We start from the raw sequence: 23,843 nt of genomic DNA, 5'->3' as shown, positions 1-23,843 counted from the left end.
CGGGCCCCGTCGCGTGTGGTGTTCGGGCCGCACGAGACGAACCTGGGGAACACCGCGCGGGAGATCACGGCCGAACACGTGGCGTACTACGCCGAACGGGCCGCCGGTGGGGCCGGACTGGTCGTCGTCGAGCCGGCCTCGGTGCACCCGTCGGACCACCCCTACGCCTACGCACCCGCCGCCTTCCCCACCACGCCCCTCGCCGCCCCGCACCTCGCTCCGCACCCCGCCCCGCCCCCCGGTCCCGCCGAGATGCAGCACAGCGGGAATTGTGGATCTCCCCGGCCCGCTGGGACGCATCTCGACGAGGTCGGTCCGGGCACGGACGATCGGGCGCCAGCCGGGGTGCCGGCCGCCGCGGGGTGGGCGGCCGTGGCCGGGGCGTGCCGGCCCCACGGGACGCTGGTGCTGGCCGGGCTCGCGCACGCCGGCGGGCAGGGCAGCTCTGCGCACTCCGGGTACCCGCTGTGGGCGCCGTCCGCGGTCCCCGACGTGGTGTCCCGGGAGACCCCGGTCGAGATGGGGCGCGCGGAGGTCGACGCGGTCGTGCACGGCTTCGCCGACGCCGCACGGTCGGCTGTGGACAGCGGTGTGGACGGGGTGGAGATCTCCGCCGGGCAGCACTCGCTGCTGCGGCAGTTCTGTTCCGGGCTGACCAACCACCGCACCGACCGGTACGGCACCGATCGGACGGCGCTGCTGCGCGAGGTGCTCGCCGCGGTCCGGGACGCGATCGGTCCGGACGCGCTGCTGGGCGTGCGGCTCTGCGTGGACGAGCTGGCGCCGTGGGCCGGGATCATCCCGGCCGACGGCATCGCCCTGGCCCGGACGATCGCCGGGGACGTGGATCTGCTCGTCCCGGTCGTCGGCAGCGGGTTGTCGGTGTCGGCGACCCGGCCGGACCTGCACACCCCCGAGGCGTTCCTGCGCGGGCGTTGCGCCGAGGTACGCAGAGCGGTGGCCGGCGCGACCCGCGTCGTGCTGGCCGGCAGCGTCGCCGCGCCGGAACTCGCACAGGCGGCGCTGACCTGCGGTGACGCCGATCTCGTCGAGATGACGAGAGCCCAGATCGCCGACCCGGAGCTGGTCGCGCTGGCCCGTGCCGGGACGCCGGAGCGAATCCGGCCGTGCACGCTGTCGAACGCGCTGGCCGCGGCCCGGGATCCGCGCAACCCCGTCGTGTCCGACGAGCTGGAGCCGCGGGCGGGCCACGAGCGCACCGAGCCGCCGGTCGCCCCGCCGGCCACGGTGATCGACGATCCGGCGGCCGGGGCGGCCACCGATGGCCGGATCCACCGCCCGATCGGTGATCACCGCGAGGAGCCGGGGACGGTGCTCGTCGTCGGCGGGGGACCGGCCGGGCTGGAGGCGGCGCGGACGCACGCCCTGCGCGGGCACGCGGTGGCGGTGCACGAGCGTGCGGACCGGCTCGGCGGGCTGCTGCACGCCGCGGCGGCACTGCCCGGCCGGTCCCGGATGGCGCTGCCGGTCGCCTGGTGGGAACGCGAGCTGGACCGGCTCGGTGTACGGGTCGAGCTGGGATCCGAGCTCGACGCCGAGGCGGTCGCGGCGGCCGAGGCCGACGGTGCGACGGTGGTGCTGGCCACCGGGTCGCGGCCGTCGGCCGTGCCGTACCCGGCGGACGTGCCGGTGTGGCCTGCGGCGGCAGCCGCCCGCCCGGACCGGGAGGTGCGGGAGATGCTCGCCGCGGCCGGCGTGCCGGACGGAGCCCCGGTGCTGGTCCGCGACCCGCTGGGGGACTGGACCGGCCCGGGGCTCGCCGAGCTGCTGGCGTCGGCCGGGTACGCGGTCACCCTCGCCACTCCGGACGCCATCGCCGGTCACCAGCTCGGACGCTGTGGAGACCTGGCCCCGGCCAACGCGCGGCTGGAGCGGGCCGGCGTCGGCCGGGCGCTGTTCAGCGAACTGCGCGGGGTCAGCGGCGGGATCACCGGCGGCGTCGCCGAGCTGCACGACGTGCACACCGGCGCCGTGACCAGGCCGGCGTGCGCCGCGGTCGTCGACTGCGGGCCGCGGCGCCCGGACCGGACGATCCCGGACGGGCCCGGCCGGAGCGTCGCCGGCGACCGGGTGGCCCCGCGCACCATGGCCGACGCCGTCCGGGAGGGCCGCCGTGTCGCCCGACCGTCCCACGACCCCGGCCGTCCCACCTTCCCCGCGGCGGTCCCCGCCCGGCGAGTGTCACGTTCGCGCCCCTCGGAGGACGGAGAGGTGACACCCGGGACACCGCTGCGGCTCGGGCGCCGCGAGCTGCGGAACCGGATCGTGTTCACCGCGCATCTCACCGGGTTCGCCGAGGGCGGCCTGCCCACCGAGCGGCACGCCGCCTACTACGCGGCGCGGGCGGCGGGCGGTGCCGGACTCGTGATCACCGAGGAGCACGCCGTGCACCCGCACGACCGGCCCTACGAACGGCTGATCCGCGGCCACGACCCGGCGGTCCTGCCCGGATACCGGCTGATCACCGAAGCGGTGCGGCGACACGGCGCGGTCGTGCTCGCCCAGCTCAACCACAACGGCGCGCAGGGCTCCGGCCTGTACTCGCGCGAACCCGTCGTCGGGCCGTCGGCCCTGCCCGATCCGATGTTCCGGGAGGTCCCCGCCGAGCTTGACGCCGCCGGGATCGCGGGGATCGTCGCCGGGTTCGCCGACGTCGCCGCCCGCTGTGTCGAGGGCGGGTTCGACGGCGTCGAGCTGCAGTGCTCGCACGCCTCCCTGCTGCGGCTGTTCCTCTCCCCGGCCACCAACCGGCGGACCGACGCCTGGGGCGGCGACCGGGCCCGCCGGGCGAAGCTGGTGCTCGACGTCGTGGCCGCCGTCCGCGAGACGATCGGGCCGGGCCCGGTGCTGGGCCTGCGGATCGGCGCCGACGAGCGGGTTCCCGGCGGCATCACCCCCGACGACGGCGCCGACCTCGCCCGCCGGCTCGCCGGCACCGGCCTGGTCGACCACCTCAACACCTCGATCGGGGTCGCCACGTCGACGCTGCACCTCGTCGAACCGTCGATGCACACCCCCTCCGGGTACGCCGGTCACCTCGCCGCGACGCTGCGCCGGGCCGTGCGGGACGCCGGATCGGACATCCCGGTGATCGGCGTCGGACGGTTCACCACGCCCGGGCAGGCCGCCGCGGCGCTGGGGCGCGAGGAGTGCGACCTGGTCGGCGTCGCCCGCGGGCAGATCGCCGACCCGGACTTCGCGGCGAAGGCCCTGGCCGGACGGCCGGTGCGCCGCTGCGTGGGCTGCAACCAGGACTGCATCGGCCGGGTCGGTCTCAACCTGCCGCTGTGGTGCGCGGTCAACCCCGATGCCGGCCGGGAACGGCTGCTGCTCGCGAGCCCGGACGTTCCGCTGCGCGGGGGCTCTGCTCCGCGTACCCCGGCGCACCTCCGGAGACCGTCGGCCACGAACCGGGACCGGGACCGGATCCTCGTCGTCGGTGCCGGGCCGGCCGGGTTGTCCGCGGCCGCGTCGCTGGCTGCCCGCGGTGACCGGGTGCTGCTCGCCGAGCGTGCCGGAGCCCCCGGCGGTCGGCTCGCCGCGGCGGCGACCGCTCCCGGCCGGGCCGAGCTCGGGTACGTGGTCACCGACCTGCTGCGCGAGGTGCGCGAGGCGGGGGCCGCGATCCGGTACCGGACCACCGTGGACCGAGCCTTCGTCGCCGGGCACCGCCCGGACGCCGTCGTCCTCGCCACCGGATCGGTGCCCGCCCCGCCGCACTGGGACCCGGACCGGCTGACCGTCCCTGTCGACGACGTGCTGGCCGGCGTCCGCCTGCCGGACGGCCCGGTCCTCGTCGTCGACGAGCTCGGGTTCCACCAGGCCACCTCGACCGCGGAGCTGCTCGCCGCCCGCGGGCACGAGGTCGAGATCCTCACCCCGGCCCTGGTCGTCGGCCAGGACCTCGGACTCACCCTGGACCGCGAGGGCTTCCGGCGCCGGGCGCACGCGGCCGGGATCCGGTGCCGCACCGACCGGGCCGTGCTGGAGGTGACGCGTATCGGTACCCAGAGCAGGGCGGTCGAGGTGCTGCACCACCCGACCGGGCGCACCGAGCGGCGTGAGGTCGCGGCGGTCGTCGTGGACGGTCCATCCACAGTGGCCGGGGCGGGGCTGTGGACGGAGCTCTCCGGGGGACCCTGGGCGGTGCACCGGATCGGCGACGCGCTGGCGCCGCGCCGGATGGACTCCGCGATCCGCGAGGGAGCACGGGTGACGCGCGAGGACCCCGTGCGGGGCAGGATGTCCACGTGCTGCTCGCGGACCTGACCTGGACCGACCTCACGGAAGGGCCGTACACGCTGCTCGTACCGGTCGGCTCGACCGAGCAGCACGGCCCGCACCTGCCGCTGGGCACCGACACCGCCGTCGCGACCGCGGTCGCGACCGCGCTGCACGACACCGCGCTGCACGACACCGCGCTGCACGACACGGAGCCGTCGTTCGTGCTGGCCCCGTCGCTGCCCTACGGCGCTGCCGGGGAGCACGAGGGCTTCCCCGGCACCGTGTCGATCGGCGAGGAGGCGCTGCGCACCGTGCTGGTCGAGTACGGCCGGTCGGCCTGCCGGTGGGCGTCCCGGCTGGCGCTGCTCAACGGGCACGGCGGCAACGTCGCGGCACTGTCGTCTGCGGTGACCCGGCTGCGGTACGAGGGCCGCGACGCCGGCTGGCTGCCCTGCGCCGCCACGGTGCCGGGGGTGCCGCTGGACGCCCACGCCGGGCGGTACGAGACCTCGCTGCTCGCCCACCTGGGTCCGGAGCTGGTCCGCACCGACCGGGCGGCCGCGGGCGAGACCCGGCCGCTGCGCGGGATCATCGACGCGATGCGGGCGGGCGGGATCGCGGCCGTCAGCCCGAACGGGGTCCTGGGCGACCCGGCCGGGGCGTCCGCCGAGGAGGGACGGGTCCTGCTCGACGCGATCGTCCGTCGGGCCGCGGCGCGGATCGCCGCCTGGGACCCGGACCCGGAGACCGGACGGCTGCGCGCACCGTCCGAGTGATCAGGTCCGAGTGATCAGGAGTGCACGAGCAGCGGGACGAGCTGCTCGGCCGGCGTCAACGAGCCGTGCTGCCCCGGGAACGACGACAGGTACGGCTCCGCCTCGCGGCGCACCACCGCGGCGCTCCCGCGCAGCGCGACGACGACGTCGCCGATCCGGTCCCGCACCCGGTCCCCGACCGGTCCGAACCAGCCGTCGGCGACCGCCTCGGCGCGGGACACGACCCACGCGTCGTCGCCCAGGGTGGCCCGCCAGGCGGCCAGCACGTCGTCGGTGGCGCCCGGCCGGGTGTAGACGTGCCGGGCCCTGGGGTCGCCGCCGAGCAGCGCGACGCCGTCCTGCAGCGCCGGGTCGGCATCGGCGTCGGTGAGCCGGTCGACCGTGACCATCCCGTGATCGCCGGTGACGGCCAGCAGCGTCCCGGCGGGCAGCGCCTCGAGGAGCATCGCGAGCAGCGCGTCGATCTGCCGCAGCTGCCAGCGCCAGGCCGGCGTGCCGGGGCCGTACATGTGGCCGATCTTGTCCAGGTCGGCGTGGTAGGCGTAGACCAGCCGCGGCCCGGCACCGTCCACCCCGTCCAGGATCTGGACGGCGAGGTCGCCCAGTGCCGCGACCCCGCGGTACTCGCCGCCACGCAGGCCGGACCGGGTGAGACCGGAGGTCCGGAACTCCAGCGGGGACACCGCCCGCACCGCGACGCCGGCGTCGGCGGCCCGCTCCAGCACGGTCGGTTCCGGCTGCACCCGCTCCGGGACGAGCTTGTCCCGCAGGTCCTTGCGCCCGGCCGACCAGCTGAGCGCGTCGAGCAGCTCGCCGTCCACCCGGAACGTCAGCCCCAGCGTGCCGTGCGCGCCCGGCGGCAACCCGGTGCCCAGCGAGGTGAGGCTGATCGGGGTGGTCGAGGGGAACCCGACCGTCAGCGGACCGGCGTCGGCGAGCCCGGCCAGCACCGGGGCGTCCGCGGCGTGCGCGGCCAGCAGCTCGTGGCCGAGGCCGTCGACCAGCAGGAGCACCGCCGCGCGGGCCCGCGGCAGCGCGAACGCGGGCGGGCGGTCGTCGAGCGGGGCGCCGATCGCGTGCAGCAGGGAGGGCAGGACGTCGGCCAGGGTCGCGGTGTCGTACCGGGGGAGGAGATCGGGCACGACGACGAGTGTGCGGGCCCGGGCCGGGGCTCCGCAGCCGCTGTGGCAGCGGCTGCGGCGTGGACCGGGCTCCGCACCGCCCGGTCGGGCGCGGGCGGCCCGGACCACGGTCCCGGCGCGGGAGCAGGCCCGCGGTTGCCGGGCGGAGTCGACCCGCGGCCGCCCCGGATGGAACGCTCGGGCGGTGACCGCCGCCGACACCCGCTCCGACCTCTCGAGCTCCGGCGCGGGCGCGTCCACCGGCCCGTCGGACCGGCGACTCCCGGACGGGTTCCGGGTGCTGCCCGACCGGCGCACCCGGCGGATCGACGGTGGCGCGGCGCTGCTCGGCGGCGCGCCGCCCCGGCTGGTGCACCTCTCGGCGCGGGCCAGGGCGCTGCTGCCTCCGCCCGGCCGGCCGCTGGTCGTCGAGACGCCCACCCACCGGGCGCTGGCCCGCACGCTGCTCGACGCCGGCCTCGTGCACCCCGTCCCGGACCCGCCCGCGGCGCAGGTGCGCCCCGCGGAGGTGACCGTCGTCGTCCCGGTGAAGGACCGGTCGCTGGACCGGCTGCTCGCCGCGCTGGGGCCGGTCGCCGCGCCGGGGCCGGTCGCGGCGCGCCCGCCGGCGGACGCGGGCGGGCCGCGGGATCCGGCCGGCCCGTGCGAGCCGCGGGAGCTGGGCGGGCTGATCGTCGTCGACGACGGGTCGACCGAGCCGGAACCGTTGCGCCGCAGCGTCGAGGCGGCCGGCGGCACGGTGCTGCGGCACGACACCCCGCACGGACCGGCGGCCGCCCGCAACGCGGGACTCGCCGCCGCCGGCACGCCCTACGTCCTGTTCCTCGACTCCGACGTGGTCCCGGAACCCGGCTGGCTGCCGCCCCTGCTCGGGCACCTGGCCGACCCGGCCGTCGGCCTGGTCGCCCCACGGATCGTCGCGCTCGACCCCGGGCACGGGACCGGGCTCCGCGGGGCGGTCGGGCGCTACGAGGCCGTCCGGTCCTCCCTGGACCTCGGCCCGGACCCGGCCCTGATCGTCCCGCGCTCCCGGGTGGCCTACGTGCCCAGCGCGGCGCTGCTGGTGCGGGTGGCCGCTGTCGGCGAGGCCCCGTTCGACCCGGCCATGCACGTCGCCGAGGACGTCGACCTGGTGCTGCGGCTGCACGCGGCCGGCTGGGCGATGCGCTTCGAACCGGTGTCGCGGGTGGCGCACGACCACCGCACGGCACCTGCGGAGTGGTTGCGTCGCAAGGCGTTCTACGGCACCGGGGCGGCCCCGCTCGCGCTCCGGCACCCGGGCGCGGTGCCGCCGGTGGTGCTCTCGCCGTGGACCGCCGCGGTCTGCCTGCTGCTGCTCGCCCAGCGCCGCGGCGCCACCGCCGCCGCGGCCGCGATCACCGTGGCGGCCACCGAGCGGCTCTCCCGCAGGCTGCACCGGCTCGACCACCCCCGGCGCACCGCGGCCCGGCTGACCGCGCTCGGCCTGTCCGGCGCGCTGTGGCAGCTGGCGTCCGCGCTGACCCGGCACTTCTGGCCGGTCGCCGCGCTCGCCCTGCCCTTCTCCGCCCGGGCCCGGCGGGCGGTCGCCGTGGCCGGGGTGGCCGAGGGGCTCGCCGACTGGTGGATCCACCGGGACCGGGACCCGAAGGTGCGGATGGACCCGCTGCGTCACCTGCTCGCGCACCGGTTGGACGATCTGGGCTACGGCGCCGGGCTCTGGTGGGGTGCCCGGGTGCACCGGACGGCGGCACCGCTGCGCCCGGTGGGGCCTGGAAACGCCGGTCACGCAGGTTAGGCTGACCTGTCCGTCCGACCGCTGACCACCCCATCCGGGCTGGTCTGAACGGGTGATTCGTGTTGTGTCACGGATCCGTTTCTGCGGTCTGATGTTCCCAGCTGCTCCGCGGCTGCGGGCAGGAATCCGACGATCCCCCGGTCACTCCCGGCACGGCGCGGCTGTCGCGCGCGTCGTCCCGTCGCGTCGTGCCTTGCCTCCCAGGAAGATCGGGAGTGTGATGTGGGCGCCGCCACACCCATCGTGGCGGCACTCCAGGCGCGCCGGCGCGGTCGCGACCGCGCACGGCGTTCCTCGAACGATGTCCCCGGTAGATCCCGTGCGACTCGAGTGCGTGATCGCGTACGAGGAGTGAGAGTTCATGACAGAGGTCCGGGTCACCGTCGACGGCGTGAACTACGCCGACGACGTCGAGCCCCGCATGTTGCTCGCGCAGTACCTGAGGGAGACGCTGGGCAAGACGGGGACGCTGATCGGCTGCGACACCAGCAACTGCGGTGCCTGCACCGTGCACCTGAACGGGCAGAGCGTGAAGTCCTGTTCGGTCCTCGCGGTCCAGGCCGACGGCAGCGAGGTCACCACCATCGAGGGGCTGGCCCGGGAGGGGAACCTGCACCCGGTGCAGGAGGCCTTCCGCGAGTGCCACGGCCTGCAGTGCGGCTACTGCACGCCGGGAATGATCATGGCCGCGGTCGACCTGCTGGGCGACAACCCCGACCCGAACGAGCAGGAGGTCCGGGAGGGCATCGAGGGCAACCTCTGCCGCTGCACGGGCTACCAGAACATCGTTCGGGCGGTGCAGAGCGCGGCGCAGAACATGAAGCCGGGGCAGTCCGTGTCCCCCGCCCCGGTCGCCGGAGGGAACTGAGTTGACGACGACCGCCGAGCCCACCACGACAGAGATCGGCAGGTCGCGGGTCCGCAAGGAGGACCAGCGCCTGATCACCGGTCGTACCAGCTACACCGACTCGATCGCCTTACCGGGCACCGTGCACGTCGCGGTGGTCCGCTCCACGCTGGCCCGGGCGACGATCAACTCGATCGACAAGGCCGAGGCCGAGAAGGCCCCGGGGGTGTTCGGCGTCTACACCGCCGCCGACCTGGGCGCCGAGGAGGTCGGCCTGCCCAACGCGTGGCCGATCACCCCGGACCAGAAGGCCCCGCAGCGCCCGGTGCTCGCCACCGGCCGGGTCAACTTCTCCGGTGAGGGCGTCGCCGTCGTCGTCGCGCGGTCCGCCGCGGCGGCCCGGGACGCCGCTGACCTGGTCGACGTCGACTACGAGCCGCTCGACCCGATCCTGGACATGGAGGCCGCCGCCCAGGACGGTGCCGACCTGGTGCACCCGGACCTGGGCAGCAACGTCTCGGCGACCTGGGTCTTCGACTCCGGCGCGGCCGGCTCCGGCGGTGACGTCGCCGAGGCGATCAAGACGGCCGAGGCCGACGACGACCAGATCGTCGTCCGCCGCCGGTTCCGCCAGCAGCGGCTGATCCCGGCGTTCATGGAGCCCCGTTCCTGCGTCGTGGACCCGACCGGCGAGCAGCTCACCATCTGGTCCGCCACCCAGGTGCCGCACATCCTGCGCACGATGACCACGGTGACCCTCGGGGTGCCGGAGTCCAAGCTGCGGGTGATCGCCCCGGACGTGGGCGGCGGCTTCGGCGGCAAGCTCGCGGTGCTGCCCGAGGAGATGCTCTGCGTGCTGCTCGCGCAGAAGCTCGGCAAGCCGGTCAAGTGGACCGAGACGCGCAGCGAGTCGATGCTCGCCGCGCACCACGGCCGGGATCAGATCCAGGACCTGGTGATGACCGCCCGCAAGGACGGCACGATCACCGGCTTCGACGTGCACCTCTACGCCGACATGGGCTCGTACCTGGCACTGATCGGCGGGGGCGTGCCGGTACTCGGCGCGTTCATGTTCAACGCCATCTACAAGATCCCCGCGTACAGGTTCACCTGCTCGACCGTCTTCACCAACAAGACGCTCACCGACGCCTACCGCGGCGCGGGCCGCCCCGAGGCCACCTTCGGGATCGAGCGGATGATGGACGAGCTCGCGCACGAGCTCGGCCGGGACCCGATGGAGCTGCGCGAGCAGAACTGGATCGCCCACGACGAGTTCCCGTACACCACGGTCTCCACGCTGACCTACGACTCCGGTAACTACGAGCAGGCCACGCAGCGCGCGATGGAGCTGTTCGACTACGCCGGGCTGCGCCGCGAGCAGGAGGAGCGGCGGCGCTCGGGCGACCCGGTGCAGCTGGGCATCGGCATCTCGACCTTCACCGAGATGTGCGGCCTCGCGCCGTCCCGGGTGCTCGGCTCGCTGGACTACGGCGCAGGCGGCTGGGAGGCCGCGAGCGTGCGGATGCTTGCCACCGGCAAGGTCGAGGTGACCACCGGCATCTCGCCGCACGGCCAGGGCCACGTGACCGGGTTCTCGCAGATCGTCGCGGATCGGCTGGGCGTGCCGTTCGACGACGTCGAGATCCTGCACGGTGACACCCAGGTGGCGCCGAAGGGCCTGGACACCTACGGGTCCCGGTCGCTGGCCGTCGGCGGCATCGCCGTCGTCAACGCGGCCGACAAGGTGATCGAGAAGGCGAGGAAGATCGCCGCGCACCTGCTCGAGGCATCCGAGGACGACCTCGAGTTCTCGGGCGGCGCGTTCACCGTCAAGGGCACCGACAAGGGCAAGTCCATCCAGGAGATCGCGTTCGCCGCGTTCATGGCGCACGACTACCCGGAGGGGATGGAGCCCTCGCTGGACTCGGACGCGGTGTTCGATCCGGAGAACTTCTCCTTCCCGCACGGCACCCACCTGTGTGCCATGGAGGTCGACACCGAGACCGGCCGGGTGAACCTGCGCAACTACGTCTGCGTGGACGACATCGGCACCGTGATCAACCCGCTGCTCGTCGAGGGCCAGGTGCACGGCGGCCTCGCCCAGGGCATCGCGCAGGCACTGTTCGAGGAGGCCAACTACGACGACCAGGGAACCCTGGTCAACGCCACGTTCGTCGACTACACGATCCCGTCCGCGGCCGACCTGCCCGGCTTCACCAGCGAGACGGTGTCGACCCCGTCGACGACGAACCCGCTCGGGGTGAAGGGTGTCGGCGAGGCCGGCACCATCGCCTCCACCCCGGCGATCGTCAACGGCGTGCTGGACGCGGTCCGGCACCTCGGCGTCACCGAGATCGAGATGCCGACGACGTCGCAGCGGGTCTGGCGGGCCCTGCAGAAGGCCCGGGGCCACGCGGCCCAGCAGACGCCGAGCGACGTCCACGCGCCCGGCGCCGGCCTCGGCTCGATCGACCCGAACAACCCCAAGGGAGAGGTCCAGTGATCCCGGCGAAGTTCGACTACGTCCGGCCGTCCTCGGTCGAGGAGGCCGTGCAGGCGCTGCAGCAGGGCGGCGAGGACGCCAAGATCCTCGCCGGCGGCCAGAGCCTGCTCCCGGTGCTGCGGCTGCGGATGGCCGCACCGTCCGTCGTCATCGACCTGGGCGGGATCCCCGAGCTCAAGCGGATCGGCGAGGACGAGAACTACGTCATGGTCGGCGCCATGGCCACCCACCACGACGTGATGCGCAACGACCTGGTGAACTCCCACGTCGAGCTGGTCGCGCAGGCCACCGAGACGGTCGCCGACCCGCAGGTCCGGCACCGCGGCACCCTGGGCGGCGCGCTGGCGCACGCCGACCCGGCCGGTGACCTGGGAGCGGCCGCGCTCGCCCTGGACGCGGAGTTCGTGATCCTGGGCCAGGGCGGGACCCGCCTGGTCACCGCGGCGGACTTCTTCCAGGACTACTTCACGACCGCCATCGGCGAGGGCGAGATCCTCACCATGATCCGGTTCCCGAAGTACACCGGCTGGAAGGTGCACTACGAGAAGTTCAACCGGGTCGCCCAGGCGTGGTCGATGGTGGCCGTCGCCGTCGCGCTGAAGGTGGACGCGGGGAAGATCGCCGAGGCCCGCGTCGGTCTGACCAACATGGGCAACGTGCCGATCCGGGCGACCGGCGTCGAGCGGGCCCTGGTCGGTCAGGCGGCCGGACCGGACGTGGCCAAGGCGGCGGCCGAGCACGCGACCGAGGGCACCTCGGCTCCGAGTGACGCCGACGCCGCGGCCGACTACCGTGAGCACCTGGCGAAGGTGCTCACCGGACGCGCGGTGCTGACCGCGGCCGGCTGAGTGGGCTGAAGCGAGTACGAGGCACGGGGCGCCTGTCCGCCGACCTGCGGGCAGGCGCCCCGTGCTGTTCGCCCCGGACGAGGAGGCAGTGAGAGATGCAGCTGGAGAACAAGTTCACGATCGAGGCGCCGATCGAGGACGCCTGGAAGGCCCTCAACGACCCGGAGCTCATCGCGCCGTGCTTCCCCGGGGCGACCCTGAGCGACTACGAGGACGACTCGTTCACCGGGACGGTGAAGGTCAAGCTCGGCCCGATCTCCCTGACCTACAAGGGCAAGGGCACTTACATCGAGCGCGACGACGCCAACCACAAGGTCGTCATCGACGCCAGCGGCCGGGACGCCCGGGGTAACGGCACCGCCAAGGCCACCGTCACCGGCACGATGGTCGCCGACGGCCCGGACAAGACCTCGGTCACGATGGTCACCGACATGACCGTCACCGGCCGGCCGGCCCAGTTCGGCCGCGGCGTCATCGCCGACGTCGCCGACAAGATCATCGGTCAGTTCTCGTCCTGCGTGGCGGACAAGCTGACCGGGCCGGGCGCTGCCGGGTCCGCCGGGTCGAACGGTGCCGGCCCGAAGCACGCGGCCGACGAGACGAGCCCGATCCCGACCGTCCCGCCGGCTCCGGGCGAGCGCGCCGAGACCGCGACCCCGGCCCCGGCGGCGTCGACACCCCGGCAGCCGCAGAGCAACCCGGTCGAGGCCATCGACCTGCTCGACTCCGCGGGTGCCCCGGTGTTCAAGCGGCTGGCTCCGGTGCTGGGCGGCTTCGGCGCGCTGCTGCTGATCTTCCTCGTGGTGAAGCGCCTGCGCGGCGGCAAGCAGGACGCCCAGGACGCGCAGGACGACTGAACCCGAGTGCGCGGCGTGGAGCCGTGATGCGGTTTCCGGGGCGGCCCAGGCGCATCACGGCTCCACGCCGTGGGTTCCAGGTGGGGGAGGAGACTGGGTGCCGTGCGGGCGGGGCAACGGAACGGGCTGACCGACGTCGCGGGGCTGCGGGTGGGGCACGCCGCGGTGACCGGGGCGGGGGCCCGTAGCGGCAGCACCGTCGTGCTGGCTCCGCCCGGCGGGGCCGTGGCCGGGGCGGACGTCCGGGGCGCCGCGCCGGGGACGCGGGAGACCGACCTGCTGGACCCGCAGGCCACCGTGCAGCGGGTGCACGCGATCACGCTGTCCGGGGGGAGCGCGTTCGGCCTGGACGCGGCGTCCGGGGTGATGTCCCGCCTGGAACGCGACGGCGCGGGCTTCCCGGTGGCGGGCGCGGTCGTGCCGATCGTCCCGGCGGCGGTGGTGTTCGACCTCGGCCGCGGCGGGGACGTGCGTGCCCGGCCGGACGCCGGCACCGGCGCCGCCGCCTACGACGACGCGCACGACGGGCCGGTGGCACAGGGCTCGGTCGGGGCCGGCACCGGCGCCGTCGCAGGCGGGCTGCGCGGCGGGATCGGCTCCGCCTCGGCGGTGCTCGACCGCTCCGGCTCCGCGGCGCCCGGTGGCCCGACGGTGGCCGCGCTGGTGGTGCTCAACGCCGCCGGGTCGACGGTGGACCCGCGCACCGGCGAGGTGCTCGGCACCCGCAGCGGGCTGCCCGGCGAGTTCGGCGACGCGCCCCCGGACACCGCGGCCCGGGAGCGGCTCGCGGCCGCGCACGCCGCGCACACCCGCGCGGTGGGGGCGGCGACGACGCTGGTCCTGGTGGCCACCGACGCGTCCCTGGACAAGGCAGGCAGCGCCCGGCTGGCGGCCCTCGCGCACGACGGGCTGGCCCGCGCGATCTCCCCGGTGCACACCCTGATGGACGGTGACGCCGCGTTCGGCCTGGCCACCGGGACCTGCCCGGCCCCGGATCCGGGGACGCTGTACGCGCTGCAGGCCGCGGTCGCGGAGGTGACCGCGCGGGCGGTCGCGCACGCCCTGCTGGCCGCCGAGCCGGCGCCGGACGTGCCGTCCTACCGGTCGCTGCTGGCCTCCCGGTGAGCGGCCGGACCACGGGCTGCACCGGTCGTGCCCAGGGGCGCCCGGGGCGGGGCTCGGGCCGGCGGGTGCCGATCACCGCTGACGTAGAGTCCCGCGGGTGTCGACCGGGGGCCTGACTGCGGACGAGGGCGTCGCGCGCCGGATGAAGGCGCTGGCCTGCACCGCCCCGCTGCACGACCTGGAGGCCCGCAAGGGCCGTCTCGAGTGGGACGCGACCGGGTACCAGATGGGCGAGATCGGGCTGCAGGCGATCGACCAGGTCACCCTGGCGATGGACTTCGACCACGGGGCCGACCACACCGAGGTCGTGCGCCGGCTGCTGCCCTTCGTCGCGGCCCAGGCGCCGCGGGCCCCGCGTTCCGAGCACGCCAGGGTCGCGCACTGGGTGATCGACAACCTGATCAACGTCGGGAGCATCGACCGCGGGTTCGCCGTCGAGTACGGCAGCACCGACGCGCAGGGGCGCTACCAGCGCCGCCGGTTCGACTTCAAGCTGCTGGTCGAGGTGGCCGCGCCGGACGGCGGGGTGTACCTGCGGGCGTCCGACGAGGCGATCAACGTGCTGGTCGGGGCGCTGGACACCGACGTCGAGTCGGCCCAGGAGGCGGCCGAGACGAAGCTGGAGAACCTGATCGTCCGCGGCCGGCTCGGTGACGCCCGGCTGGCCGCCGAGCAGGCCCGCTACCGCACCGTGCAGTACGCCGAGATGCTGCGCCGGAAGCTGGAGGCCACCCGCCGCGACGTCCGGTCGGTGGACTGGCTGGACGCGGTTCCGCAGCTGCTGAACGAGGCCCTGACCCACATCGAGGCGCGGTACCGGGCGGAGACCGTGATCAAGGCCAACATCGCCGACGCCCGCGACGAGGCGACCGAGCCGGACCGTCGCCGGCAGGCGGCCGACCTGGTGGAGGTCGTCGACGACTGCATCCAGCGGCACACCCAGCTGCAGACCCGGCTGCAGGAGGCCGGGGCCGCGTTCCGCGCCGAGCAGGACCGCCAGCAGTTCTCCGGGCGGCCGAAGCGGGCCTCGGTCGACGTCTTCGGGCAGCTGCTGCGGCCCGCCCTCGGGCTGACGGTCGGGACCGCGCACGACCCGGTGACGGCGTACTTCGCGGCCGGGACCGGGCTCCGGAACCCGTCGGTACCCGGACTCGGCGGGCTGGTCGAGACGCTGCTGACCCCGCCGGCCGACCGCGACCCGTTCGGCGCCGAGATGCCCGAGCCGGAGCTGGCGCCGCAGCCGCCGGAGCGGTTCGGGCAGGACACCTGGACCGCGACCGACGCGGTGCTGCCCGGCGGTGCCGGCGGCCCGGCCCGGCCGGTGCGGCTGTCGAGTGCCCTGGCCCGGGCGCGGGAGGCGGGGACCGGTGTGACGCAGCTGGTCGCGCTGCGCGCCGTGCACGCCGTCGGCACGGCGGTCGGGACCGCCCGCACCCAGGGTGACCCGTCGGTGCTGGTCGCGGTGGACGACGGCACGGTGCTGCACGATCCGGAGTTCGGCGGGGCGGACCTGCTGCTCGCGCTGGCCGAGGTCGAGGGGGAGGCGCGGTGAGCGGGATCGAGTCCGCCGCCCGGCTGGTCGCGTTCGGGATGCGGCCCAAGGCGCTGCCCGGCCGCGACCCGGACTACGCCGAGCTCGTCCAGCGCTATCGCGACGACGACGAGTTCGCCGACGCGGTGCAGCGGGTCGCGTCCGGGCTCGGGCTGGTCGTGCTGGCCGTCGACAGCGGGCCGGGGATCGTGCTGGCCGCGACCGAGGGCTCGGTGTTCGAGATCCGGATGGACTCCTACGCCCGCCGCACGGCGCTGGCGAACCGGCAGGCGGACAAGGTGCTGCACGGGATCGCGCACCTCGCGGTCGCCGCGCTGGCGTTCCCGCGCCCGGACGACCTCGGCGACGACAGCTACGTCGGCCGGGTCTCGATCGAGCTGGTCGACGGGGCGGTGCGGGAGGCCTGCCGGGTGCTGAACGAGCACGCCGAGGGTCCGGCCGATCCCGAGTCGGACGCGCCGCAGCTGGAGGAGGTCTGGCGGGTCTGGCTGCGCCGCCCGGAGACCACCGCGACCAAGGACGGCCGGGCCGGCGAGTCCACCACCCGCGGCATCGTCGGCAAGGCGCTGCGGTTCCTGGCCGACCAGGGGTTCCTGGTCCCGGTCGGGGCCGAGGGCGCCTACCGCACCACCCCGCGCTACCAGGTCCAGGTCCGCGAGCTGGCCGCCCAGCGGGCGTTCGACGAGCTGCTCTCGCTCGGCGTGCTGCCTGCCGGGAGCGCGACCGCGTCGCTCGTGAGTGGTTATCACGGTGGGGACCTCGATAACCGCTCACGAGCCGAAGGCCCCTGATGTATGAGCTGACCCGGGTCCGCCTCTTCTCGGTCGGCCCGACCGCAGCCCGCTACCAGGATGTCTCGCTGGACTTCCGGGGCGTCGGCCGGCCGGTGCAGGTCGCGGTGCAGGAGGATCTGTTCGCCCCGGACGCCGTGGACCGCACGCCGCGGCGGCCCTCGCCGGCGTCGGTGCTGTTCCTGGAGAACGGCGGCGGCAAGTCGGTGCTGCTCAAGCTGATCTTCTCGGTGCTGCTGCCCGGCCGCCGCCAGGTCGTCGGCACCAGCAGCACGACGGTGCTGGAGAACTTCGTGCTCGGCGAGGACGTCGCGCACGTGGTGTGCGAGTGGATGCACGTCCGGACCGGGAGGCTGCTGGTCACCGGCAAGGTGTCCGAGTGGCGCGGGCACGTCGCGTCGTCGGACCCGGAGAAGCTGGCCGACGCCTGGTACGCGTTCCGGCCGGTCCCGGGCCTCGGGCTGGACGACCTGCCGCTCACCCACGAGGGGCGCCGGGTGACGATGGCGTCGTTCAAGGACCGGCTGCTCACCGCGCAGCGCGAGCAGCCGGAGTGCGAGCTGGCCTGGGAGACCGGGCACCGGGACTGGACCCGGCACCTGGTCGACGTCGGGCTGGACCCGGAGCTGTTCCGCTACCAGCGGGCGATGAACGCCGGCGAGGGCGAGGCGGCCGAGGCGTTCTCGTTCCCGACCGACGAGGCGTTCGTCGACTTCCTGCTCCGCGCGGTGCTCGACCCGGCCGAGCCGCAGAACGTCGCCGAGCTGGTGGCCGGCTACGCCGACCGGCTCGCCGAGCGGGAGGAGCTGGAGACCGAGCGGGAGTTCGTCGACGGCACGCTGTCCCGGCTGGAGCCGATGGTGGCCGCCGAGGACGACGCCGCGACCGCGCGGACCGCGGAGACCGGGGCCCGCGAGGCGCTGCGGGACACGGCCGCGTCGGTCGCCGCCCGCCGCGTCTCCGAGACCACCCGTGCCGGGACGACGGCCACGGCCGCCGACGAGGCGCTCGAGGCCGAGCAGGAGGCGGGGCGGGTCGCGCAGCGACTGAAGGACACGGTCGGTGAGCTGCGCCGGGTGACCGCGGGGCTGGCCGTCGAGGAGGCCGAGCAGGTTGCGGGCACGGCCACCCGGGAGCGCGACGAGGCCGCGGCCGTCTCCGCCGCGCGGGACGCGGTCGAGCCGGTGCTGGCCCACCGGGTCGCCGCGGCCGAGGCCGCCCGGCTCCGCGGCCGCGTCGACGAGGAGGAGCAGAAGGCGCGGCCGGCGCTGGCGGCCCGGCAGGACGCCGCCCGCGCGCTGTCCGCGGCACTGCTCACGACCGCCGCCGAGGCCGATGCCGCCGCGGCCACGGCCGAACAGGCCCGGGCCACCGCCGAGGAACGGGCCGCCGCGGCGCACACCGAGCAGGTCGACCGCACCGCCGACGCGGTCCGCGCCGAGAGCGGGGTGTCCCAGGCCACTGACTCGTTGGCGGACCTGGACCGGCGGATCACCGCGGCCGTCACCGCCGGGCACCTGAACGCGGGTTCCGGCCCCGACGACGTCGAGCACGAGGCCCCCGCCGCCGAGCAGGCCGCCGCCGCGACGGCGACCGCGCTGACCGACGCCGACGACGCCGCCGCCGGGATCCGAGAGGCCCGCCGCGCCGCCGAGGATCGCCGGACCGCCGCACAGGACGCGGCCGGCACCGCGCGCGCCGCCGCCGCGACCGCGGAGACGGCGCGGGCCACCGCAGCGGCCGCGAGCGAGGAGCTGGTCGCCGAGACTCGGCCCGCGGAGCTGCTGGGCGTCGAGACGGTCCGCCCGGACGCCGATGCCGGCCTGGTCGTCGAGCGGATCACCGCGGCGATCGGCTCCGCGGAACGGGAACGGACCGGGCTGCTCGGCGACCAGCGCCGGGACGAGCGCGCACTGCACGCCCTCGGCGACGGCGGCCTGCTGCCCGACCCGCCGGAGATCGAGTCGGTGCTGCAGGTGCTGGAGCAGGCGAGGATCACCGCCTGGTCCGGGCGCCGCTACCTGGCGATGCTGCCGGCCGCCGACCGCGGGCCGGTGCTGGAGCGGCTGCCGCACCTCGCGGCCGGGGTGCTGCTCAACGACCCGGTCGACGCGCCCCGCGCCCGCGCCGAGCTCGACGAGGCGCGGCTGCTGCCGGCCTGCCTGGTCGCCGTCGGGTCCACGGCCGCGCTGAGCGCGGAGGGCGATTCCGCGCCCGGCATCGAGCTGGTCGTCCCGCCGAACCCGGCGTTGCACGACGAGGACGCCGCCGAGCAGGTCCGGGTCCGGCTGGTCGCCGAGACCGAGGAGCGGGCGTCCCGGATCGCGGCGCTCGAGTCCGATCTGGAGGCCGACCGCGGGCTGCGGGAACGGTTCGCCGCGGTGCGGGACCGCCGTCCGACCCTGGACGAGCTGACCGCGGCCGCGGCCGATGCGGACCGGGAGCGCGACGAGGCCGTCCGCGCCTACGAGGAGTGCCGGGCCGAGGTCGCGGCGCTCGACGAGCGCGCCGACCGGCTCACCACCGACCGGCCCGGTCTCGAGCGGACCGCCGCCGGGGCCCGCCGGCGCGCCGAGGCGCTCTCCGCGCTGTGCGAGGAGCTGGCCCGCCGGCCCGCCTTGCAGGAGCGGGAACGGACCGGTACCGACGAAGCCGCCCGGCTGCGGGCCGACGCCGACGCGGCCCGGATCTCGGCCGGGGTCGCCGCCCGGGAGGCCGCGGCCGCGCAGCAGACCCGGGACCGGCAGCGGAGCATCGCGGTGACCGTGCGGGACGAGGCGGCGGCGCTGCCCCTGGCGGAGCCACCCGAGCCCGGTGAGGCATCGGCGGGGTCGGAGCCGTCCGGGGCGTCCGGGGCGTCAGAGGTGCCCGAGGCGTCGCTGGCCGAGCTGCGGGACGCGTTCCAGCGGGCCCGGGACGCCTACGCCTCGGCCGCCGTCGACACCGACCTGCGCGGGGCGCTGGACCGCGCCGAGGCCGACGCGGCCGCGAAGCGGGCCCCGGTCGACGGGCTGCCGGCCTCGGTGGTGGAGGCCGCGACCGCGTTCCTGCACACCCCCGACGGGGCCGACGCCGCGAGCCGCCGGGCCGCTGCCGAGCAGGCCAGGGAGGCCTACGAGCGGGCCGAGGAACGCCGGCAGCAGGCGAACACCGAGGTCGAGGTGCTCCGCCGGGAGCTGGCGTCGCTCCCGGAGGGCGGGCACCCGATCGAGGGATACGAGGCCCCCCGCGATGCCGAGCACGGCCGCGGGCTGGTCACACGGGCGTCGGCGGACCGGGACGCGGCCTCCGCGGAGCTGGAACGGGCCCGGCGGGCGCGGCAGACCGCCGAGGAGACGCACCGGACCGCCGAGGAGCTGGCCCGCGGGTTCGCGCGGATCGTCGAGGGCCTGGAGCAGACCCCGGAGCCGGGCGGGATCCCGTTCCCCGGCGACGTCGACGAGGCCGTCGCCGCGCTGAAGCAGCACCAGGCGCGGCTGCGGGACGCGGCCGGGGACCGCTCCCGGGCCGAGCGGAAGGTGCAGGCCGGGGTCGACGCCGTCGCCAAGTTCGCGCAGGACCCGCGGTTCGCGACGCTGAGCTCGCCGGTGCACCGGCACATCGGCGGCGTCGACCGGTCCGAGATGCCGGCGCTGGCGGCGGACTGGATCGAGGCCCTGCGGCCGAGGCTGCGCTCGCTCGACGACGACCTCACCAACATCGAGCGGCACCGGTCCGGGATCGTCACCCGGCTGTCCGGGATGGTAGGCGAGGCGTTGCGGACGCTGCGGCTGGCGCAGCGGCTCTCCCAGCTCCCGGACGGCCTCGGGGACTGGTCCGGCCAGCAGTTCCTGCGGATCCGGTTCGACGAGCACGACGACGCCACGCTGCGCCACGAGCTCGGTGCGGTGGTGGACCGGACCGCGGAGTCGGCGGCGTCGGGGTCGGGCCGGAACCGGGACCGCCGGGACGGGATGGCGATGCTGCTGCGCGGGGTGCGCGCTGCGATGCCGAAGGGCGTCCGGGTGGAGATGCTCAAGCCGGACGCGGTGCTGCGCACTGAGCGGCTGCGGGTCTCGCAGATCAAGGACGTGTTCTCCGGCGGCCAGCAGCTGACCGCGGCGATCGTCCTGTACTGCACGATGGCCGCGTTGCGGGCGCACCAGCGCGGACAGGGCCGCCGCGCGCACGCCGGGGTGCTGTTCCTGGACAACCCGATCGGCCGGGCGTCCGCCGGGTACCTGCTGGAGCTGCAGTTCGGCGTCGCCGCGGCGCTCGGGGTGCAGCTCGTCTACACCACCGGCCTGTTCGACGCCGGCGCGCTGTCCGGGTTCCCGCTGCTCATCCGGCTGCGCAACGACGCCGACCTGCGGGCCGGGCGAAAGTACCTGTCGGTCGACGAGCGGGTCACCGCCTCGCTCGGGCCGGACGCCGGCGACGAGGGCGCCGGGCGGATCAGCGCGACCCGGGTCTACCGGCGGCCGGCGGACGGCGCACCGCAGGACCCGGCCCCGGCCGGCGCCGATCGCGGCGGGGACGGGGAATGATCGGGCCGGTTGCCGGGCGGCTCCTCGAACACCTGCGTGCGGACGGCCGGACGGTGCTTCCCCAGAACGCGCTGCACGGCGCGTTCGCCCAGGCGGATCCCGGCTCGGCGGGAACGGTGCACGCCCGCCGCAGGCTTGCCGAGGCTCTCGAGGAGCTGGTGGCGGCCGGGGAACTCACCGCGACGAAGGTGACCGACGACGGCGCCCCGCCACTGCCCCGGCGGGTCAAGGTGGTCCGCGCTCCGACGCCCGTGCGCCCACCGCGGGACACCCGGCCCTGGCACCCGGAGCTGAACTGGGCGGCCGAGCTGCCGAACCCGTCGCCGGTGCTGCGCCAGGTCAGCGACTGGCTGTTCGGTGGTGGCACGCACGCCGCCGAGGCCCCGCTGCGCGAGCGTGCCCTGGAGATCACCGGCGACGAGAAGGCGTTCGACGGGCGGCTGCCCGGCCGGCTGACTCCGGAGACGCTGCGGGCCCGCCGGGTGCGGCTCCCGCTGCACCGCGAACCGGTCGGTGCCGGACCGGTACTGCTCGTCGTGGAGAACGCCGACACGTTCCATTCGCTGCTCGCCGCCCTCCGCGTCGATCCGGGACCGGTCGGCGCGGTCGGGTGGGGTGCCGGGAACGGCTTCGCGTCGTCGGTGCTCTCGCTCGCCGACGACCCGCCCGGCACGATCCGCTACTTCGGCGACCTGGATCCCGCGGGCCTGCGGATCCCGGCCCGGGCCTCGGCAGCGGCGGAGGCGGAGGGCGTCGGGCCGGTGCGGCCGGCGACCGGCCTGTACCGGGCGCTGCTGGAGCACGGGCGTCCCGCGGCCGTCCCCGTCGTCGACCACTCCGATGTGGACTGGCTGGATCCGGGACTGCGGGGTCCGGTGCGGGACCTGTTCGCCGGTGGCCACCGCCTCGCCCAGGAGGCCGTCGGGCAGCGGGTGCTCGCCGGGGACGACGGCTGGCGGGACGGGCTCGGGCCGGGTTGACCCGCCCGCGCCGCCGGGCTTCGCCCGGCGGCGCTCGGGTTCGCCCGGCGCCCGGTCGCCGTCAGCCGTCGTCGCCGTCAGCCGTCGTCGCCGGTCGTCGTCAGCCGTCGCGGCCAGTCGATGCGGTCAGCCGTCGCGGTCAGTCGTCGTCGCGGTCGTCGTTCCGGTCGTCGCCCTGGTCGTCATCGTGCTGGTCGTCATCGTGCCGGTCGGCACGGTCGATGTCGTGGTCGAGGACCTCACCGGTGGCGGCGTCGACGTCGACGTCGTGCTCGGCGCCGGCGGTACGGACCTCGACCTCCCAGTGGTCGCGGTCGTCCCGGTCGTCGCGGTCGTCGGCGTCGTCGCGGTCGTCGTCGGCGCGGTCGAACTCGGTCTCGGTGACCTGCCCGCCGCCGGCCCGCTCGATCGCGATCCGCTCGGCGACGGCGCGGTCGACGGCCGGTGCGCCCGGCGCGGCACCCGGCAGGGCCGGCGCCTCGGCGGCGGTGGTGGTGACGGCGACGGGCTCGTCGGTCCCGGTGCCGAGGGCCACGGCGGTGCCCCCTCCGACCAGGAGCAGGCCCGTGGCGGCGATGGCGGCGACGGTGATCGGGGTACGCATCGTGGATCTTCCTCCGAGTCTTTCTGCTGGGCCGGGCGGTTGTCCCGGTGACAAGGAGAACGATGCCGCCGCGCGCACCAAGGCCGCGCTGCGTGATCCCTAAGGCGACGTTAGGGAGTGCGTGAACGGTGTGATCGTGGTCTCGTCGTGGTCATGACCAAGGAGATCTTCGTGGCGTTCGGGATCGACGTGGACGCCGTCGGTGGCTGGCTCGGGTCCTACGGCGGGGAGGACTCGCCGGGCGACATCTCGCGCGGCGTGTTCGCGGGGGAGGTGGGGGTGCCGCGGCTGAACCGGATGCTGGCCCGCTACGGCCTGCCGGCGACCTGGTTCTGGCCAGGGCACTCGATCGAGACGTTCCCGGAGCAGTTCGACGAGGTCGTCGCGGCCGGGCACGAGATCGGCGTGCACGGCTACAGCCACGAGAACCCCATCGCGATGACCCGCGAGCAGGAGTCGGACATCCTCGACCGCTGCATCGAGCTGATCACCGACCGGGCCGGCAGCCGGCCGACCGGGTACGTGGCGCCGTGGTGGGAGTTCTCCCGGGTCACCAACGAGCTGCTGCTCGAGCGCGACATCACCTACGACCACTCGCTGATGCACCGCGACTTCGAGCCGTACTACGTGCGCGTCGGCGACTCCTGGACCCCGATCGACTACGACCGACCGGCCCGGGAGTGGATGAAGCCGCTGGTCCGGGGGACGGAGACCGATCTCGTCGAGATCCCGGCCTCCTGGTACCTCGACGACCTCCCGCCGATGATGTTCATCAAGTCCAGTCCGAACTCGCACGGGTTCGTGAACCCGCGGCACATCGAGGAGATGTGGCGTGACCAGTTCGACTGGGTGTACCGCGAGTCCGACTACGCCGTCTTCACCGTCACCGTCCACCCGGACGTCTCCGGACGCCCACAGGTGCTGCTCATGCTGGAGCGGCTGATCGAGCACATCTCCGCGCACGAGGGCGTCCGCTGGTCCACCTTCGACGGCATCGCCCGGGACTACCTGACCCGGCACCCGCGGACCGGGTCGGCCGGCTGATGTGCGGAGCCTGCGGGCGCCCGCACGACCCGGACGGAGCACTCGTCGCGGGCCCGCGCCGGCGGGCCGCGGTGGCCCGGGCGGCGACCCGGCTCGCGGTGTCCGGCGCCCCGGACCGCCGCGCGACGGTCCGGGCGGTGCCGGGAGGCTGGACCGTCGCGGGACCCACCGGCCGGACGGCGGTGGCGCGGACGCTGGCCGAGCTGCTCGACGCCTTGGCCCCATC

General features: G+C 75.6%; 15 protein-coding genes. 13 read left to right on the top strand and 2 right to left on the bottom strand.

All coding sequences use genetic code 11. The features are described 5' to 3' along the window. Positions 1-18 precede the first annotated feature (18 nt). Both ACLFMI_RS07715 and mftE read left to right on the top strand, forming a co-directional pair. Positions 19-4,290, top strand: a complete 4,272-nt coding sequence (locus ACLFMI_RS07715) for an oxidoreductase (protein WP_410947041.1) — start codon at positions 19-21, stop codon at positions 4,288-4,290. Then, a complete protein-coding gene (gene mftE, locus ACLFMI_RS07710) occupies positions 4,272-5,021 on the top strand; it encodes a mycofactocin biosynthesis peptidyl-dipeptidase MftE (protein ID WP_410947040.1) in 750 nt (249 codons plus the stop codon). Before ACLFMI_RS07715 ends, mftE begins: the two co-directional genes overlap by 19 nt. A 14-nt stretch (positions 5,022-5,035) precedes the next feature. Here the strand turns inward: mftE and ACLFMI_RS07705 are convergent, their stop codons facing one another. Beyond that, positions 5,036-6,163 carry an alkaline phosphatase family protein gene (locus ACLFMI_RS07705; RefSeq protein WP_410947039.1) on the bottom strand — a complete coding sequence of 376 codons (1,128 nt, stop codon included), beginning with the start codon at positions 6,161-6,163 and terminating at the stop codon, positions 5,036-5,038. Between the two features lie 184 nt (positions 6,164-6,347). On the opposite strand from ACLFMI_RS07705, the gene mftF reads away from it, so the two are divergent. From mftF to ACLFMI_RS07655, 10 genes are all read left to right on the top strand, one after another. Next, a complete protein-coding gene (mftF, locus tag ACLFMI_RS07700; protein WP_410947038.1) occupies positions 6,348-7,940 on the top strand; it encodes a mycofactocin biosynthesis glycosyltransferase MftF in 1,593 nt (530 codons plus the stop codon). Positions 7,941-8,301: 361 nt separating this feature from the next. After that, positions 8,302-8,808: a (2Fe-2S)-binding protein gene (locus ACLFMI_RS07695; protein WP_410947037.1), complete on the top strand. Its 507-nt coding sequence runs from the start codon at positions 8,302-8,304 to the stop codon at positions 8,806-8,808. Between the two features lies 1 nt (position 8,809). Next, positions 8,810-11,290: a xanthine dehydrogenase family protein molybdopterin-binding subunit gene (locus ACLFMI_RS07690; protein ID WP_410947036.1), complete on the top strand. Its 2,481-nt coding sequence runs from the start codon at positions 8,810-8,812 to the stop codon at positions 11,288-11,290. Then, positions 11,287-12,138 (top strand): FAD binding domain-containing protein, encoded by an 852-nt coding sequence (locus tag ACLFMI_RS07685; RefSeq protein ID WP_410947035.1) that lies wholly within the window; start codon positions 11,287-11,289, stop codon positions 12,136-12,138. The genes ACLFMI_RS07690 and ACLFMI_RS07685 overlap by 4 nt, the downstream gene beginning before the upstream one ends. Positions 12,139-12,233: 95 nt before the next feature. Continuing rightward, entirely contained in the window at positions 12,234-12,995 is a 762-nt protein-coding gene (locus ACLFMI_RS07680) for an SRPBCC family protein (RefSeq protein ID WP_410947034.1), read from the top strand. Between the two features lie 102 nt (positions 12,996-13,097). Further along, positions 13,098-14,120: a P1 family peptidase gene (locus ACLFMI_RS07675; RefSeq protein ID WP_410947033.1), complete on the top strand. Its 1,023-nt coding sequence runs from the start codon at positions 13,098-13,100 to the stop codon at positions 14,118-14,120. Positions 14,121-14,262: 142 nt separating this feature from the next. Further along, complete coding sequence (locus ACLFMI_RS07670; protein WP_410947110.1) at positions 14,263-15,672, top strand: hypothetical protein; 1,410 nt, start codon at positions 14,263-14,265, stop codon at positions 15,670-15,672. Positions 15,673-15,710: 38 nt separating this feature from the next. Then, positions 15,711-16,463 carry a hypothetical protein gene (locus tag ACLFMI_RS07665; protein ID WP_410947109.1) on the top strand — a complete coding sequence of 251 codons (753 nt, stop codon included), beginning with the start codon at positions 15,711-15,713 and terminating at the stop codon, positions 16,461-16,463. Then, positions 16,463-20,989 carry a hypothetical protein gene (locus ACLFMI_RS07660; protein WP_410947032.1) on the top strand — a complete coding sequence of 1,509 codons (4,527 nt, stop codon included), beginning with the start codon at positions 16,463-16,465 and terminating at the stop codon, positions 20,987-20,989. The genes ACLFMI_RS07665 and ACLFMI_RS07660 overlap by 1 nt, the downstream gene beginning before the upstream one ends. Continuing rightward, the gene (locus ACLFMI_RS07655) at positions 20,986-21,969 is read left to right on the top strand and encodes a hypothetical protein (RefSeq protein ID WP_410947031.1); all 984 of its coding nucleotides are present in this window, start codon (positions 20,986-20,988) and stop codon (positions 21,967-21,969) included. The genes ACLFMI_RS07660 and ACLFMI_RS07655 overlap by 4 nt, the downstream gene beginning before the upstream one ends. Before the next feature lie 139 nt (positions 21,970-22,108). Here ACLFMI_RS07655 and ACLFMI_RS07650 read toward each other — a convergent pair whose 3' ends face one another. Then, complete coding sequence (locus ACLFMI_RS07650; RefSeq protein WP_410947030.1) at positions 22,109-22,573, bottom strand: PepSY domain-containing protein; 465 nt, start codon at positions 22,571-22,573, stop codon at positions 22,109-22,111. A gap of 153 nt (positions 22,574-22,726) precedes the next feature. On the opposite strand from ACLFMI_RS07650, the gene ACLFMI_RS07645 reads away from it, so the two are divergent. Continuing rightward, positions 22,727-23,617 (top strand): polysaccharide deacetylase family protein, encoded by an 891-nt coding sequence (locus ACLFMI_RS07645; RefSeq protein WP_410947029.1) that lies wholly within the window; start codon positions 22,727-22,729, stop codon positions 23,615-23,617. Positions 23,618-23,843 lie beyond the last annotated feature (226 nt).

Source organism: Pseudonocardia nantongensis (genome assembly GCF_046546495.1).
Lineage (GTDB): Bacteria > Actinomycetota > Actinomycetes > Mycobacteriales > Pseudonocardiaceae > Pseudonocardia > Pseudonocardia nantongensis.
This window is presented reverse-complemented; position numbering and strand designations above follow the sequence as displayed.